At 50.3% G+C, this 16,266-nt stretch carries 14 protein-coding genes; 3 read left to right on the forward strand and 11 right to left on the reverse strand.

Going from position 1 to position 16,266, the window contains the following annotated elements:
* Position 1 precedes the first annotated feature (1 nt).
* The gene (locus ACO0LN_RS17630; protein WP_422975991.1) at positions 2 to 766 is read right to left on the reverse strand and encodes a GNAT family N-acetyltransferase; all 765 of its coding nucleotides are present in this window, start codon (positions 764 to 766) and stop codon (positions 2 to 4) included.
* Positions 767 to 1,024: 258 nt separating this feature from the next.
* The gene (locus ACO0LN_RS17635; RefSeq protein ID WP_422975992.1) at positions 1,025 to 1,492 is read right to left on the reverse strand and encodes a hypothetical protein; all 468 of its coding nucleotides are present in this window, start codon (positions 1,490 to 1,492) and stop codon (positions 1,025 to 1,027) included.
* Positions 1,493 to 1,684: 192 nt separating this feature from the next.
* Here ACO0LN_RS17635 and pstS point away from each other — a divergent pair, with 192 nt between their 5' ends.
* Positions 1,685 to 2,758 carry a phosphate ABC transporter substrate-binding protein PstS gene (pstS, locus tag ACO0LN_RS17640; protein ID WP_422975994.1) on the forward strand — a complete coding sequence of 358 codons (1,074 nt, stop codon included), beginning with the start codon at positions 1,685 to 1,687 and terminating at the stop codon, positions 2,756 to 2,758.
* A gap of 16 nt (positions 2,759 to 2,774) precedes the next feature.
* Here the strand turns inward: pstS and budA are convergent, their stop codons facing one another.
* From budA to ACO0LN_RS17670, 6 genes are all read right to left on the reverse strand, one after another.
* On the reverse strand, positions 2,775 to 3,557 hold the full coding sequence (gene budA, locus ACO0LN_RS17645; protein ID WP_422975996.1) for an acetolactate decarboxylase: 783 nt from the start codon (positions 3,555 to 3,557) through the stop codon (positions 2,775 to 2,777).
* A 73-nt stretch (positions 3,558 to 3,630) separates the two neighbouring features.
* Positions 3,631 to 4,419 (reverse strand): DUF4184 family protein, encoded by a 789-nt coding sequence (locus tag ACO0LN_RS17650; RefSeq protein ID WP_422975998.1) that lies wholly within the window; start codon positions 4,417 to 4,419, stop codon positions 3,631 to 3,633.
* Positions 4,420 to 4,441: 22 nt separating this feature from the next.
* A complete protein-coding gene (locus ACO0LN_RS17655) occupies positions 4,442 to 5,215 on the reverse strand; it encodes a penicillin-insensitive murein endopeptidase (protein ID WP_422976000.1) in 774 nt (257 codons plus the stop codon).
* A 14-nt stretch (positions 5,216 to 5,229) separates the two neighbouring features.
* Complete coding sequence (locus ACO0LN_RS17660; RefSeq protein WP_422976002.1) at positions 5,230 to 6,156, reverse strand: hypothetical protein; 927 nt, start codon at positions 6,154 to 6,156, stop codon at positions 5,230 to 5,232.
* 459 nt (positions 6,157 to 6,615) lie between these two features.
* Positions 6,616 to 7,920, reverse strand: coding sequence for a c-type cytochrome (locus ACO0LN_RS17665; protein WP_422976004.1), 1,305 nt, complete (start codon positions 7,918 to 7,920; stop codon positions 6,616 to 6,618).
* A 14-nt stretch (positions 7,921 to 7,934) separates the two neighbouring features.
* The gene (locus tag ACO0LN_RS17670; RefSeq protein ID WP_422976006.1) at positions 7,935 to 8,672 is read right to left on the reverse strand and encodes a c-type cytochrome; all 738 of its coding nucleotides are present in this window, start codon (positions 8,670 to 8,672) and stop codon (positions 7,935 to 7,937) included.
* Positions 8,673 to 9,128: 456 nt separating this feature from the next.
* On the opposite strand from ACO0LN_RS17670, the gene rpoD reads away from it, so the two are divergent.
* Positions 9,129 to 11,906 (forward strand): RNA polymerase sigma factor RpoD, encoded by a 2,778-nt coding sequence (rpoD, locus tag ACO0LN_RS17675; protein WP_422976008.1) that lies wholly within the window; start codon positions 9,129 to 9,131, stop codon positions 11,904 to 11,906.
* A 105-nt stretch (positions 11,907 to 12,011) separates the two neighbouring features.
* On the opposite strand, the gene ACO0LN_RS17680 is transcribed toward rpoD, so the two are convergent.
* Complete coding sequence (locus ACO0LN_RS17680; protein ID WP_422976010.1) at positions 12,012 to 12,536, reverse strand: AAA family ATPase; 525 nt, start codon at positions 12,534 to 12,536, stop codon at positions 12,012 to 12,014.
* Positions 12,524 to 13,114, reverse strand: a complete 591-nt coding sequence (pnuC, locus tag ACO0LN_RS17685; protein WP_422976012.1) for a nicotinamide riboside transporter PnuC — start codon at positions 13,112 to 13,114, stop codon at positions 12,524 to 12,526. Before pnuC ends, ACO0LN_RS17680 begins: the two co-directional genes overlap by 13 nt.
* Positions 13,115 to 13,295: 181 nt before the next feature.
* Here pnuC and ACO0LN_RS17690 point away from each other — a divergent pair, with 181 nt between their 5' ends.
* Positions 13,296 to 13,793, forward strand: a complete 498-nt coding sequence (locus ACO0LN_RS17690) for a pilin (RefSeq protein ID WP_422950488.1) — start codon at positions 13,296 to 13,298, stop codon at positions 13,791 to 13,793.
* A 96-nt stretch (positions 13,794 to 13,889) separates the two neighbouring features.
* Here ACO0LN_RS17690 and ACO0LN_RS17695 read toward each other — a convergent pair whose 3' ends face one another.
* Positions 13,890 to 16,187 (reverse strand): TonB-dependent receptor plug domain-containing protein, encoded by a 2,298-nt coding sequence (locus ACO0LN_RS17695; RefSeq protein WP_422976014.1) that lies wholly within the window; start codon positions 16,185 to 16,187, stop codon positions 13,890 to 13,892.
* Positions 16,188 to 16,266 lie beyond the last annotated feature (79 nt).

Below are 16,266 nucleotides of genomic sequence, written 5' to 3' on the forward strand. Positions count from 1 at the left end.
TTTATTGCACCCCTGTGCCGTAATGGCGTGCGTAACGGTCATCCAGATTCGCCAGTGGCAACATGACGAATAAATCAGCGCTATGGAAATCAGGGTCCCAGGCAGGATCACCACACACCCAGGCACCAGCACGCAGGTAGCCCTTCAACAGGGGTGGAATACGTGCCTCAGTCGTGCTGCTGTCGATTTCATCAAGCGGGAAAGGTGTGTGCGGGATGACGCGGTATTCGAGCGGCGAGAAATCTGCTACAGACAAGCCACGGTAAATCGCCGCTGCATTCTGACCACCGTCGGTCAGGCTGATACTAGCGCAACCTATCAGGTGCGAGCAACGCTCACGGCGCATGTACGCAGCCAGGCCAGCCCACAGCAGCATGATGACGGCACCACTGCGGTAATCAGGGTGTATACAGGCACGGCCGGCTTCTGCCACGCTATTGCGTATATGTTGCAGGCGCGACAGGTCAAATTCTGTTTCGGAATAATAGCGACCGAGCTGACGGGCAGCATTTGGCCCCAGTATGCGGTAAGTACCGACCACTTTCAGGGTTTTGGAGTCGCGCACGATGAGGTGATCGCAGTACTCATCAAACTCATCCTTATCCAGGCCGTCAGGGTTAGACAAAGCAGACAGGCCCATGCTTTCTATAAAGACCTTATAGCGCAATCGCTGTACTTCTTTGACTTCTTTTGCCGTGGTAGCAAGGCTCAGATTGAGTTTGGAAAAACTGGGATTAGCATCGGCGGGTATCGTGAGTAATCGCATTCATCGTCCTTGTCATGTTGTTCGTTTATCCGACGAACGAAGAATAATCAAGGATTACTTCAGCAAGATGACAGCAAGATGTCGGTTTTATGACAAGTCTGAAAAACAACAATCCCCGTTTTGGCTGATATCGAACAGATACCAGAACGGGGATAGTCTTGAAAAACTGCATGCCAGCAGAACAAAAGCGAATAACGAATAGATACCGGGCGTATGCCCGGCATCATGTCCTGCTATTCACGCATTGCTGCAGCTGAATTATTTTTCTTTCTTTGGCCTGCCCGCCTTCAGCGGTGCCAGGCCAGCGATCAGTTTTTTGAGGGCTGGTACGTCGGTCTTGCTCAGCAAGGCAACGCCAATACGCAGCAATTGGCTCTTTTTGACTTCAACGCCAGCTTTCAGGCAGGCTTTTTTGACAGCACCAAGCGCCGCATATTCGCTTTCCGGCATGGTGAAACTGTCGCGCACCAGCTTGGCCTTTTTGACTTTTTCGACAACCACGTCGGCCACGGGTTTGGCTTCAGGCAGCCTGGCTGCCAGCTTGGCGCGCACAGGGGCTTTCACGGGCGCTTTTGCAGCGACTTTCACCTCGTCAGCAGGTTTGCTGACGACTTTCTTCCCGGCAGCCACAACAGCAGGCTTAACAGGCGTTTTTTTGAGGGCTACGACTTTTTTCTCTGCACCTGCGACTACAGTACTTACTTTTTTCGTTGCTGCGGTTACCATTCCAGCCTCCAGATTAGAAAACATGTAAACAATATAAACAATATATTGTCGATATGCAAGGAAGAAGCATAGCCACTAGAAATGACAGGTTCATTACGGAAATTACCGCTTTAGGGGGGAATTTTCAGGCTCGTGAGATAATCCGCGCCAATTCGTTTCCAGTTCCCCCGCTTTTCAGCTTTATTTTTTATCATGAATACACGCAACTCCCTACTTTTCCCCCTGGTTTTACTGCTTTCCCCTCTTGCCAGCCTTCCTGCACATGCCGACATTCAGGGTTCAGGTTCTTCCGCAGCGGCTCCCCTGTACCAGAAATGGGCAGATGCTTATAGCAAAAACGCTGGTATTACGGTCACTTACCAGGCCAGCGGCTCGTCCGCCGGTATCAAGAAAATCAAGGAAAACAGTGTGGAATTTGGCGCCAGCGATGCGGCCCTTAGCCAGGCTGACCTGAAAAAAGACAAACTGATACAGTTTCCCTCAGCTATTTCAGGCGTGGTACCGGTGATCAACCTGCCAGGCATCAAAACCGCTGAACTGCGCCTGACCGGCGAAGTCCTTGCTGGCATTTTTTCCGGCGAAATCACCAGCTGGAATGATGCCGCTATCACGGCGCTCAATCCTGGCTTGCGCTTGCCAAACAAGAATATCGAAGTCATCGTGCGCCAGGATGGTTCAGGCACGACTTACAATTTTTCTGATTATCTGGGCAAGGTCAGCAAAAACTGGCAGACCAAGTATGGCAGGAATTTCACCATTGCCTGGAACAGCCGTTTGATACAAGTCAAAAGCAGCAGCAATATTGCCAGCACAATCAAGAAAACGGCGTACTCCATCAGTTACATCGACTTTAATTATGTAACGCAAGAAAAACTCGACTACGCCCTGCTGCGAAATCGCGATGGCAAATTCATCGCCCCTTCTGCCGAGGCATTTTCTGCTGCCCTGTCAAACAGCAGTTGGAACACAGATGCCAATTTTGAAGAAATGCTGACTGACAAACCAGGGCAAAAAACCTGGCCTATCAGTATGGGTACTTTTATCATCATGCAACAGCGCGCAAAGGATGCGCAGCAAACCACCGCCACCATGAAGTTCTTTACCTGGGCCTTCATGCGCGGTGACCGCTTTGTCAACAGCGTCGATTTCGTGCGCCTGCCCGATATTTTGCAAGCCAGGATATTCAAGGAAATGACGACCGTCACCGACAAGAACGGCAATATCCTGAACTGGAATCTGAGTACTGATCCCGGTTCAAAAAACTAAAAAAACGGAAAATATTTCAGTCCTTGCGCAACTTCTCTACCGCTTTTAATTCCGTTGCGCGATCAACAGTCTGATTGGTATTGGCAAACATGCTGTTGGCGGGCAGTTTGATTTCTATGTCTGATGCCGCGCCGACCTTGATCGCCCCCTGACTGAGGCTGAGTGCCAGCACATGACCACCTGCCTTGCGGTCATCCGAAAGATAATGCCAGTGATAACCCGGCACATTAAAGCCCTTGGCAAAACCGGGGCTGCGGAATGCAACCAGGGTGCCCCTGGTATTGCTGAAGTTAAACAGTGTTTGTGTCTTGGTCACTTCTGCCAACGGTTTATAAGGTTTGTCCTGCGGTGAGATGGCACGTGTAGTCAACTGCTTGAATTCGCCATCTACCCTGATCGCATAAAAAAGATTTTTATTGACCAGTCGTTCATCTAGCATGTCTTCCAGCTCTTTCATGCTGGTTTCTTTGCTGACTTCATAGCGATTGTCTGCCTTGAAGCTAGTCACCACGGCAAAGGGCGTGAATTGTCCACCACTGGCTTTAGCCACAGTCCCATCTGCCTTGAACTGGAACACGTCGCCATCAAGCACAATCATTTCACCATCAACGCGGTTGAAGGTGCCGATACCAAAATCGCCTTTCCGTTTAAGTTCATCAACCGTCAGCTCACCTTCATAGGCACCTGCGAGCAGTGCATCTATCGTGGCGTAATGAAATACTGTCGCCTGTTTTGGCACCTGGGCGCAAGCCGACAGGGTAGCGACGACAAACAGGACTGCCAGTTTTTGAATTTTCATGATTCTCTACGCATTTAAGTTGATGAGGGTGATGTAGTAATAGGCATATTGTCACTGATTGAGTATCAATTGCTTACTTCGGTGCTTCTGGTCTTACTCTGGCCCTGGCGATCAGTAAAGCAGCAATCGTCAGCAGTATGGCAAAGCAAGTCGTTGCACATAGCGCAAAGCGAAACAGAAATGCCTCTTTCGCTGCACTGGCATTCTTCGTACCAGATACGGCAAACGCCATAGGTAATGCGAGCAATAATGCAGTCAATCCCGTACTGGCAAATAAAATATACCTCCACTGGTCGCTTTCCCTGGGTTCGAGTATGACGATATGCGGGAGTTTTTTCAGCCATTGCCAATAGCAGTAAGCCAGTCCACCTACACCAATCAAGGTACTCAGATGCTGTAACAGATGGAAGACGCGAGTATGAAAACCGGCAATATCTACCGGTTCACGCAAGACATCAAAGTAGGCGACTGCAAAACCACTGGCATGAGTAAATGCATCCCAGACTATATGCGTCATTGCCCCCAGCAGTAAAGACAAGGATATCCAGATCACCTGCGAAACATTCAGCCTCCGGGGTGAAGGCAGATGCGCCTGCAATGCCTGCCTTTGCATCTGTGGCAGCAGATAAATAAAATGTGTTTGCATCAAACGCAAAAACATGAATACAGCCCAACCTAAAGGCAGGCAGACCAGCAACAAACCCGGCCACTGGTGCGCCAGTGTGGCCAGGTCAAAAGCGAACACATAGTAGCCAAGATCTGGCGCAATACTGCCTATGACCAGGGCCATCAGATTGAAAGTTTGCGGTGCCAGACGGCGCAGGGGCAATATGGCGAGTGGATGGGCAAAGGTCCAGGGCATGATCAGGTAAAGTAAGTTCAGGTCATCCGGTGCTGCGTTTTACAATGAAACCGGATTCTTTTTTGCAGGGCAAATCAAAATCAACATGATAATGCTCATCATGCCTGATCCAGGCTTTTCCCTTCATAAATTTCAGGTGTTCTTGCAGATAAGGCCCACGCTTCGTGGCAAACAATTTTGCCTGGTAAGGCGGGTCAATAATCACCAGGGCCAGCCCCTTGCCCTTGGTTTTTGCTGCAAGATCAAGCTGGTATAAATGCTCTGCCAGGGCGGCAAAGTCGATGCGGTAGTCACCAAAGCGCCCTTGTGCATCAAAATCAATATCGTAGCCATAGTTGTTATTCATGTTTCCAGGCAAGGGCCGGGAAATACCATGAGCATCGAGCACGGGCATCATGAAATCGACAGACAGACCATTTTTATGGGTACGATGAGGTCGCATGCGCCCACCTGTTTTCCAGCCGGTTTCACCATAGACAAAAACTTTGTCGCTGGCAGTTTGCTCAAGCTGTCGATAGGCTAGGGAAATAATTTCTGCAACGGTGGAATGAACATACGTGCGCCCCAGACTGACGCCCAGGGCACTATACGCAGAAAAATTATTACCTTTTTCTGGCAAACTGACGCCCGCGTCCAGCCTGCCATTGGCGACTGTTCCATAGCAGGTACTTTCTTTGGCCTGCACTTTTTCTTGTGCTTTTGCTTGCCCTGCTGCCAGTCCTGATACCAGTCCGGCACAAGACCACGCCAGTACCAGGCCCAGCAGGTGGAAACGGAGATGTGCGATGGATTCCACCTTGATGCAGATACTTATTTTGGCTCAGTCGTTTGCGCAGGTGGCGTTGTGCTCACTGCAGGGATAGGAATATTCACTACCGGCATTGCATTTCGCCAGTTTTCTGGCGTGCACATTTCCCATTTTGCATTGGTCACATAAAATAATGCTGCCTGCTTGTGGGACAGGACATGGAATGATGGCTGCTGTATCGCCTTCACCGTACCATCAGCAATAAAATATTCAATGGAAAACCGTGGGTAAGCCATGACCAGGCCACCGACTGCAAATGAAACATCTTCAGGCTTGATGATCTCTGCTACTTTGCCCTCACTGGTGCCGGTGGTGACCTCCATCAGGCGCAGCCTGGTTTTTTCAAACAATTCACGCTCGGCCATGGACTCGCGCGCATTATTGAGTTTGCGCAAAATACCCAGGGGATTGGTACCGATATCCACCAGCGAACCGATCTGGGACAGGGAGGGATTATTGACCACTTCAACAATACTGCGCCAGCTCGACTTGCCAGAGAATTGCAAATTGATTGCGGAAGTCGGCTGGCTGGCGGCCAGTAAACCCTCTATCCAGGCATTGGCGTCTTTAGCCCAATGGTATTTGGTGGCAGAAGCATAGCCACGGCAGCTATAGAAAGCCAGTGCGTCCTGTTTGGAAACCGCACCCGTGAGTTTGTTATCAACAAACACCAGTCCACCAACATCGCCATCGGTCATGGCAACATAGGCAATATTGCGTCCCTGAGCATCTTTCATCTCAAAGCGCTCCATGGCCGATTCTTGCGGCACAGTTGTAATCACATAGCGCGCATCGGATTTTTGATCCACTGCCAGGCTCTTGATAGGGCCCGCAGTTTTAGTGGGTTGATCTACATTATTGGCGGCAAGCGCTGGATAGATGATGCTGAGAGCAAGTGCTGGCAGCACGGTAACAATTCTGAATCGCATATGATGAAAAAGATTTATAAAGAAGCAATCTTAACTGAATTTGCTGATCTATAACACTTTTCCTGGGCAGGCGGGTGGAGTCATTCGAGTATGCCAGCAGTATGGTAACGATTGCAGCCAATGCAAAAAGGCTGCGGCTGCTACCATACTCTACTTCGTGGTGGTGTCACTTCCAGTGCGACAAGCGATAGCTACAGGGGCGTCGGATAACACCATGTCTGCCACTACCGGACCAGAAAAATTCCAGCCCTTGCACTGACCTCACTACATCAGCGTTCACACCAGTGCTCGAGACACCACCACACGCCGCCAACATAACTATAAAAACAAGTCGCCAAGCGGGTTGCAGATTTCAAATCTGTCTGCAAACAATGTCAATTAATACAAGTGTAAAAGCGGATGAAGCGCAAGAATGTTTAAAAATGTATGTGAATTGTCATCAAATTGTAATTTGCCACCCTATTCCATTGCAGCAGTACGGTATCGATTGACCTCTGCCGGGGTCACTGGCTCGGCTTTATTGCCCCAGGCATTGCGCACATAGCTGAGCACCAGGGCGACTTCGCTGTCAGTGAGGGTATTGGCAAAAGGTGGCATGCCATAAGGACGTGGATTATCTTTAGTGACCGGCGGAAAACCACCAGACAAGACCATGCGTACCGGATTCGACAAGGCATGGCTGAGCACACCTGGATTAGATTTCAGTGCTGGATAAATGTTGCTGACACCTTCTCCCTGCGCTCCATGGCAATCCATGCAATGGGTTTTATAAAGTGCCCCACCCTGCTTCATGACTGCTTCCATGCGCTCCGCACTCAGCTCAGAACCTGCCATGAACTTGTCCAGCATATCCTTCTCAGCCACCTGCACAGTAGGTATGGCCTGCAGATAAGTTGCCATGGATTTGACATCAGCATCTGACAGATGCTGGGTACTACCTGCGACCACCTCAGCCATGGGGCCAGAGACGGCGGTATGCTGATTGACACCGGATTTCAACAAGGCGATCAATTCTTGTGGCGACCATTTAGCCAGATTGACTTCTTTGCTATTGGTCAGTGCTGGTGCGTACCAACTGGTCAATTCGCCACCAGACAAATCTTTAACGCCGCCATTTGCCCCCAGGCTGTTGCGGCTGCTATGACAGGCGCTGCAATGCCCCAGTCCATTGACCAGATAGGCGCCACGGTTCCATTCGGCAGACTTGCTCTTGTCTTCCTGATAGCTGGCAGGCCTGAAATAAGCAGCACGCCAGAAAGCCAGCAAAGCACGTTGATCATAAGGGAAGCGCAGTTCATGCGCCTGGTTTTGCTTTTCCACTTTGGGCAAGGACATCAGATAGACATACATGGCGTCGGCATCTGCACGTGAGACCTGGGTGTAATTGGTATAGGGGAAGGATGGATATAGCAGGCTCCCGTCTCTGGATTTGCCATTGTGCAGGGCTTGCCAGAAATCGTTTGCGGTCCACCTGCCTATGCCGGTCTTTACATCAGGCGTGATATTCGGCGTCCTGAAGTTGCCAAAATCAGTTTGCAACAAGCGTCCACCAGCAAAGGCGGCTTCACCACGTACCGTATGGCAGCCCATACAATTACCGGCTTTGACCAGATATTCACCTCTGAGCAGTTGATCTGCCGTATTTGTTTTGTCAGCAGCCGTGTTTGCAGCACTTTTGTCATCGACCAGATAATAGCCAAAGCCCGCTACCACAACAATGCAGACCAGCAAGAACAGCAGGACGGACATGAGAATTTTTTTCATGATTTTTATGGAGATCATTGAGACAGGCTGCCGCATTTCATCGGCAATTGTCCGTATTCTGTCGGTTTCAATATGGGAGCGATACTATCGCCAGGCACAGTCTGTGCTGCCAGCCAGCTTGATACCGCTGCAATATCCTCAGGCTTGAGTTTGCTGGCCACTTGTTGCATGCAGTCTGGCGCATGTGCCTTGCGACTACCGGTTTGCCATGCGCCCAGTTGTGCAATCAGATAATCACGCGGCAAGCCAACCAGGCCGGGCATAAAAGGTGCCAGACCTGTCATGCTCTTGCCATGGCAAGAAACACAGGCCGGTAAATTGCGGGCTTTGTCTCCCAGCATGACAAGCTGCCTGCCCTGCTCCAGCAGAACGGCATTTGCATCACTGGCCTGTGGTGCGGCATACGGCGGATGCTGGCTGGCAAAATAGTCTGCGATTTCTTTGAGGTAGGCGTCAGACATATGGGCCACCATATAGCGCATGGCGGGATAGGCACGCTTGCCTTCCCTGAAATTCAATAACTGGTTATACAAATAACCCGCTGGCTTGCCAGCGATACGCGGATAAAAGCCATCAGTAGCTGCCCTGCCCTCAGCACCATGACAGGAGGTACAAGCCTTCAGTCTCTGTTCAAGAGTGTCAGGCACCTTCAAAGTTGACTGGGCAGGCTGAGCAGTTTGTGCCGCAGCGATTAGCGGCAAGCCCAGCCACATGCAAAACAGGCTGGCTTTCAGGCGAAAAGTAAAATGCATGGCGATAAAAACAAATCATGGCACAAAGACGCTAGCTTAACATTTTGTCCAACTTCTTTAAGAGCATATGTAAGAACATATGATCTGCATCAAACATTGCCAAGCTATTCACTACTTGAACCCCAAGCAAAAATGCCGTAAAAAGGTGCAAAGCCTGTAGATATCAGGCCCTTGGACACTTGCCAACTTACCGGCGCGGGCGAGGGAAGAATTTTTCTGCAAAAGAAAGCAAAGTCTTGCTTGTCAAGAATGCCTAAGCCGAGGATAATTCTGCCCTTTCGTCTCTTTTGAGGCCCAGATTCAGCAAGATGACCTGGCCCGCTTTTACCAGCGGGCTTTTTTATCCGCGCCACGCCTGCCGTTGATCCCGTAGATGATGATCGCCAGCAGCTTTTTCGCCCTTGCTATTGCCTAACACCATTGACAAGCATTTGTTGTCGTATTCGAATTTGTTACATGAAAAACAGCTTAACTGACTCAAACACTTCTCCTACAACAAAAACAGGCTCAACGCTGACATTAGGTAAAAAACCGCAACTACAACTGAACCGCCCCGCGCTCAGTGTAGCGCGCACGGCGACGGTGCAAACTGTACAGGTGGTGGTGCCGGTGTCGAATCCAGTAGATTCGATCGAAGAAACACCGACACTGGTCTCAACACCGGTGACAGTGATTACCAAACGTCGTTCCAGATTACAGGCTGCGGTGGCCGAGGGCAGCGATGCGCCTGAAGTAACAGCAAGCGTATCTACAGAAACGGACGCAATGACGGCTGATAGCGACGACAGTGGCAGCACAGCCCTGCCTGCAGCATTAGCAGATACAAATACTGAAGCTGCTGTCGATGCTACGGAAAGCATCCATAAAACCGATGCAGCAAAAGATACAACAGAGACAGAAGCCGCCAAGCCGCGCGTCGTTGTGATCCGCAAGAGCGGCCCCAAGCTGGCAAAAAAATTGCTGCTGGCTGACCAGCCTGCGACTGCCGCGCCGGTTGTTATTAAACGCGAAGCACGCATAGGCTCAGGCAAACTGGCACCGCCTGCGCCGGTAGTCACGCTCAAGCCAGTGGCGAATGCCAGCTCTGCTACGTCATTCACACCTGCGGCTTCCACGCCCGCTGCAACAACTGTTAAGGCGGCTATTACAGCTGCAGTGGCAGCATCCGCTGCTGCTACCGCCGTCACCAGTATCAAGGATATCGACACATCGGCCTATGTCTTGCCAGCGATGCGCGAGCCTGCCAAACGTGGCCGCAAGTCTTCTGAATTTCATTTTGAAAATGATGAAATTCAGGCATTGAATGCAGCAGAATCAGCAGAGATGAAGCGCGCAGCGCGTGTCAAGGCAAAAAAGCCAACGCCTGCCAATGCGGCAAGCCAGGAAGCGCAACTAGAACAATACCGCAAGCAGTTGACCAAGTTGATCAACCTGGGCAAGGACCGTAGTTACCTGACCCACGCTGAGATCAATGATCACCTGCCTGACGATGTAGCAGACGCTGAAATGATACAAGGCGTTATCAGCACACTCAACGACATGGGTATTGCCGTCTATGACGCCGCACCTGATGCTGCGATGATGCTGCTGACCGATAACGTCGCCAACAATGTCACTGAAGATGAGGCAGAAGCCGCCGCAGCCGCCGCGCTGGCCACAGTTGATTCAGACTTTGGCCGCACCACTGACCCGGTACGCATGTATATGCGTGAAATGGGCGGCGTGGAATTGCTGACGCGTTCAGGCGAAATCGAAATCGCCAAACGCATTGAAGATGGCTTGAAAGACATGGTGCAGGCTATCTCTGCCTGTCCTGGCACGATACAAGAAATGCTGGCGATTGCCGACAAGATTTCCAAAGATGAAATCCGCGTGGATGACATCATTGACGGTCTGCTGGACCCTGATGCAAGTGATGCGCCAGCCATAGAACTGAGCGACAACGACGATCTAGACGATCTGGATGACGACGATGATGCAGTAGCAGAAAACGCCAGCGGCATCAGCGATGAGCAATTGCAGCACATGAAAAATGTGGTTTTGCAAAAGTTCGCGATCGTCGCCATGCGCTTTGAACAAATGCAGGCTGCCCGCGCCACGGATGGTTATAAATCTCCGGCTTACCAGCAGGCGCAGATTGCTATCACTCGTGAGCTGCAAGGCATGCGTTTCAGCGTCAAGACCGCGGAAAAATTGTGCGACTCCTTACGCAAGCAAATGAAGACGCTGCGCCAGACTGAAAAACAAATGCTGGAACTGATGGTCAATAAATGCGGCATGCCACGTGCGTATTTTGTTGAGCATTTCCGCCAGAATGCGACCAATCCAGAATGGCTGAACAAAGAAATGAATGGCACATCCAGCTATGCTGCCATTCTGGGCCGCAATATTCATGCTGCGCGTGAATTGCAACAAAAGCTGATCGACCTGGAACACAATGTCAGCCTGCCTTTGCATGACCTGCGTGAAATCAACAAGCAGATGGTGGCTGGTGAAAAACGTTCCAGCGAAGCCAAGGCCGCCATGACTGAGGCCAATTTACGTCTGGTCATTTCCATCGCCAAAAAATATGTGAACCGTGGCCTGCAATTCCTTGACCTGATCCAGGAAGGTAATATCGGTTTGCTCAAGGCCGTGGATAAATTTGAATACCGTCGCGGCTATAAATTCTCTACCTATGCGACATGGTGGATCAGGCAAGCGATTGCCCGTGCGATTGCCGACCAGGCACGCACTATCCGTGTACCAGTGCACATGATAGAAACTATCAACAAGATGAACCGGGTACGTCGCCAGCTCCTGCAAACCACAGGCCTGGAACCAGAGCCGGTAGCGATTGCTGAAAAAATGGGCCTGCCAGAAGGCAAGGTCAGGGAAATCCTGAAGATCGCCAAAGAACCAGTCTCGCTCGACGTGCCTATTGGTGACGACGGTGATTCTCAACTTGGCGACTTCATTGAAGACAGCATGACCCTGTCACCGATGGCAGCAGCGATGCAGGCATCCGTACAAGAGAAACTGAAAGAGGCACTGGATTCTTTAAGCCCGCGCGAAGCCAAAGTCTTGCGCATGCGTTTTGGCCTGGAAACGAGTACCGAATTCACGCTGGAAGAAGTAGGCAAACAATTTGAAGTAACGCGTGAGCGCATACGTCAGATTGAATCCAAGGCCATGAAAAAACTGCGCCACCCGGCCCGCGCTGATCATCTGAAGAGCCTGATGGAAAATAACTAAGCCTGGCCCGGGTTTTAAATGAGTTAAAATAAACTCAGATAAACCCAAATAAGCTCACATAAATAGCACTGCATCTCCAGGATTGCAGTGCTTTTTTTATTGAACTCAACTCAATAGAAAAGATAGAGCGAACTGTACTTGTTCAAGCCTGGACTGGGTATGTCCCTCGACCAGCAAGAAAGGAATCTCCCTCTCATCCAGCACATCCAATACCTCCTGATGTACGCGGTCGCGCACATAGGCAGATTCACGCTGCAAGCCATCTGGTTGCCATGGGAAATCCGGCGCAGTGACTATGCAAAAATCATATTGATGCGCCAGCTCCAGCTCGGCCAGTTCAGCATCAGGCTCACCAAAATAATGGCGGCTGTAAATGGCTGTCATGATGGGACCAGTGTCGCAAAACAGCCACTGCCTTGCCTTGGGCAGCAATTCGACTTCCCTTTGCACCTGTGTCCTGGCGATAAGGATTTGCTCTTCTGCCTTAGGAACACGCTGATTTTGCTCAACGAATTCACGCAAATATTCAGGCACCCACAGAGTCTGGTAATGCGCGGCCAAAGCCTCGGCCAGTATGGATTTACCTGAGGACTCGGCCCCCAATATAACGACACGATTTACTGAGGACATGTTTTACTCCAGGCACGCAAGCCAATGATGGCCATGATAACGAAAATTGCATACAGCAGTGCCGTCAGCATCAGGCCCTTATAGACATACAGACCAACATACAGCACATCGACGAAGATCCAGACATGCCAGTTCTCCAGTTTTTTACGGCTGAGCAAAACCTGCCCCAGCAAGCTGCCTGCGGTCAAAAAACCGTCTGCATAAGGTACATCAGTATCGGTATAGGTCTTGAGGAACCAGGCCAGCAAGACAAAGGCCAGCACAGTCACCCCTAGAGAATTCCACCTGCTCTGCGCATTCAAACGCGTAACTTGCAAGCGCTCATGACTATCATCGCCACGCAGCCAGTTGAACCAGCCCCAGACAGATACCATGATAAAGACAAACTGCAAACCCATGTCTCCGTACAACTTGGTTTCAAAAAATACGGCGGCATACATGCCAGAGGAAAGGATGGAAAACAGCCAGGCCCAGTGTATCTGCCGTATATTCAGGGCGACCGTAATGACGGACAAGGCAAATGAAAGCAGCTCCAGCAAGGTGGTGGTGAAGCCGAATATAGGGATAGGATCATTCATGATGCAAAAGATAATTGGTTTGCCCGCATTATCAACGATAGGTCTACTTGTGTCATAGCTTATTACGCCAACAGGTGTCGCCAACTGCTGCAGAAGTACATTCTCTTGATATTTAGATTGTGATAAGCAAGGCTTATCCGCTATATTCCTAAAAACTCAACATTCAACAAAAATCAGCTTTATGAAAAAACACTCAGGATTCACCTTACTGGAAATGATGATAGTCATCGGCGTCATTGCCATTCTGGCCGCCATGGCTGTTCCATCCTATATGTTCAAGGTCGTCAGGGAGCAGTTGGAAGTCGGCATACAGTTTGCTGATATCGCAAAAAAACCTGTCGCCGCTACCTGGCAAACTGAAAAGAAGTTTCCGACAGACAATATTGCAGCTGGCTTGCCAGTCGCCGACAAAATTGTCAGCAACCTCATCAGCTCGGTGGAGGTGCAAGAGGGTGTGGTCAATATCACTTTTGGCAATAATGCCCACGGTGTACTAAAAGGCAAGGTACTGAGCCTGCGCCCGGCAGTGGTTGAAGATGCGCCTATTGTGCCAGTGGCATGGGTATGCGCCACAGGCACACCGCCAGAAAAAATGACGGTCAAAGGCATAGACAAGACCACAGTACCGCCAGCCAACCTGCCTTCATACTGCAGACCAAAGCAAGAGAGCAAGAAATAAGCTGAGTTGGCCGCTTAACTTACACTCTAAGCCTATCCATATAGACAAAGGGCACTTCATTATTGAAGTGCCCTTCTTGTTTTAGTTCTGATGATGTCAGAACTTGTGTTCAAACATGACGCGGGCAGTCACGGTGGTAGGGGTGACTGAAGTCTGGATCACTGAACCGGTATTGCCTGTGTAAGTACCGATATTGACATTATCCTGATGCAGGGTATTACCAAGAGAAACACGCAAGTTCGTCTTGGGGTCAAACTTCCACAAGGCATATACATCGAGAACGCGCTTGGGCACAGAATAAGAACTTTGCGTCGCAGAAATATTCACTGGACCACCACTTTGGAAACTGGCATTACCGCCTACCGTCAGGGGAATTTTGTCCAGTTTATAATCTATGCCCAAGTTCGCGCTGACAGGTGTTTGAGAATCCAGGCGATTGTTCGGGCCAGGCACGCTGCTGATGCTGGACCAGTTGAAAGAAACATTTGCCCTGAAGTCGATCGCAGGGGCTCCCTCCATCATGGCGCGCAGAGGAAATTTGGCTTCCAGTTCTATACCTTTAGTCGTTGCCTGACCATCATTGACTGGCATAGTCACATAAGTGCCATCTGCCTCCTGCAACAACCTTGTACGTGTAATATCATCAATTTTGCGTACAAACACGCTGGCGCTGAGCATACCCCCGCCAGGCAGATAGTGTTCATAGGCCATATCCAGACCCCAGGCCAATTCTGGCTTGAGATTAGGATTACCCATACTGTCCGGGCTATTCGGGTTCTTGTTATCGTTCGAGATGAAACGGCGCGGTATCAAACGGCTGGTATCTGGTGCCTTGTAAGTACGGGTAAGACCCAGCCTGATCTGGTCGTTCTTGCTGTCTGGTAGCTTGTACAAAGTTTGCAGTATCGGGCTCCAGACGCTGGATTTGTTATGGATGCTGTAAGGCGTGTTCGTCGCATCAGCAGTACTCGCTTTGAAGGCACCACTGCTACGGGTATCAATACCCTCCCAGCGCAAGCCGCCATAGACAGACCATTGCTTGGTGACATTCCATTCATCCTGGGCGAATAAAGCCATGCGGGTCACATCGGCATTGAAGTTCTCGTCAAGATTGATCAGCGGCAAAGTGTTACTGACATCAAATTGCGTACGTGTTTCACCACGTTTGCTATATGCGCCATCCCAGCCAAACACAAACGAATGATCCTGAACAAATGGCGCACTGTATTTGCCGCTCATGGTCAGGCCTTTGTCTGTAGCGCCTGAAATGCTCCTGCGATCAAGTATCTGTACATTATTTGGGTTATAACCCCACAACTCAACGTCAGAGTTGCGCTTGTTGTAGTTCAGCCCCAGCTTGACATCCAGCTTTGCGCTATCTGCCAGCTTATGTATCCAGTTCAAGTTGGTGCGCAACATGGAGAAGTCGGTGTGTACATTTTGCAAATCGCTCGCATAAATGGGCTTTAAGCTATCCTCCCTGCCAATTAATTCTTGCGGTAACGCGCCTACAATAGCCGGTGTCCTCACTTCACTGAAGTGTCCATCAAAGCGGCTCGCATTGACAAAGCTCTGCGTGGTCAACGTGTCGCCGTTTTCAAAATTCCAGTTTATCCTCGGTGAAAATCCCAGGTTATTGAAAGTGCCCCACCCGAAACTGTTGGTATGCGTTGTTGCGTAAGGCCTGCCATTGACATCCGTGCGCACCTCGTCCGAATACGAAGGGCGCTCATATTGCCCGTTGTTCAGGTTGCCAGAGATCGAATAAGACATGCGCCCAGCCTTGTCAGACACTTGGTAATTGATGTTCTCACCAAACTTGCCACCATCCTCAAACAGGCCTAGCTTCAGTTCTTTTTGTGCTGTCTGCACGGTCTTTCTCAAGACGATATTGATGGTACCCGCAATAGATGCCGTACTCAGATCAGCCGTCGCTGCTCGTATGACTTCTATACGCTCTATCAGGTCAGGGGACAGTGAATCCAGCGAAAACCCGGGTGGGCTGGGTTCGCCATTGAGCATGATCTGGGTATAACCTGCGCCTAGACCACGCATGCGGATATCACCACCACGGCCCTGTACGCCACCTATGGTCACACCGGGCAGGCGCTTCAAAACTTCGCTGACGGTAGTATCACCGTAACGCAGGATTTCTTCCTGGGTGACGACGATCTTGGACGCTGTGTCCTGACGGCGTTCGTCATAGACGCGGTTACCCTGTACTTCTACTTTTTGTATTTTGGGTTCAAGAGCCTTGGAATCTGCTTTTTCAGCAGTTTCGGCTTTAGCAGGCGTCGCCGGCGCAGTAGTTTGCGCATAGGAAGACTGGCTGAAGGCGGCCATGATAGCCAGGGACAAGATAGTTGGGCGTAAGGCTAAACTGTGGGTTTGCATATAGATATTATTGTGGCAATAGTCGTTAGAGAACAAACCTAAGACCATACCACACGGCGTCAAGTTCCGCGACGCAACA

Source organism: Undibacterium sp. TC9W, assembly GCF_049339865.1.
GTDB lineage: Bacteria > Pseudomonadota > Gammaproteobacteria > Burkholderiales > Burkholderiaceae_D > Undibacterium.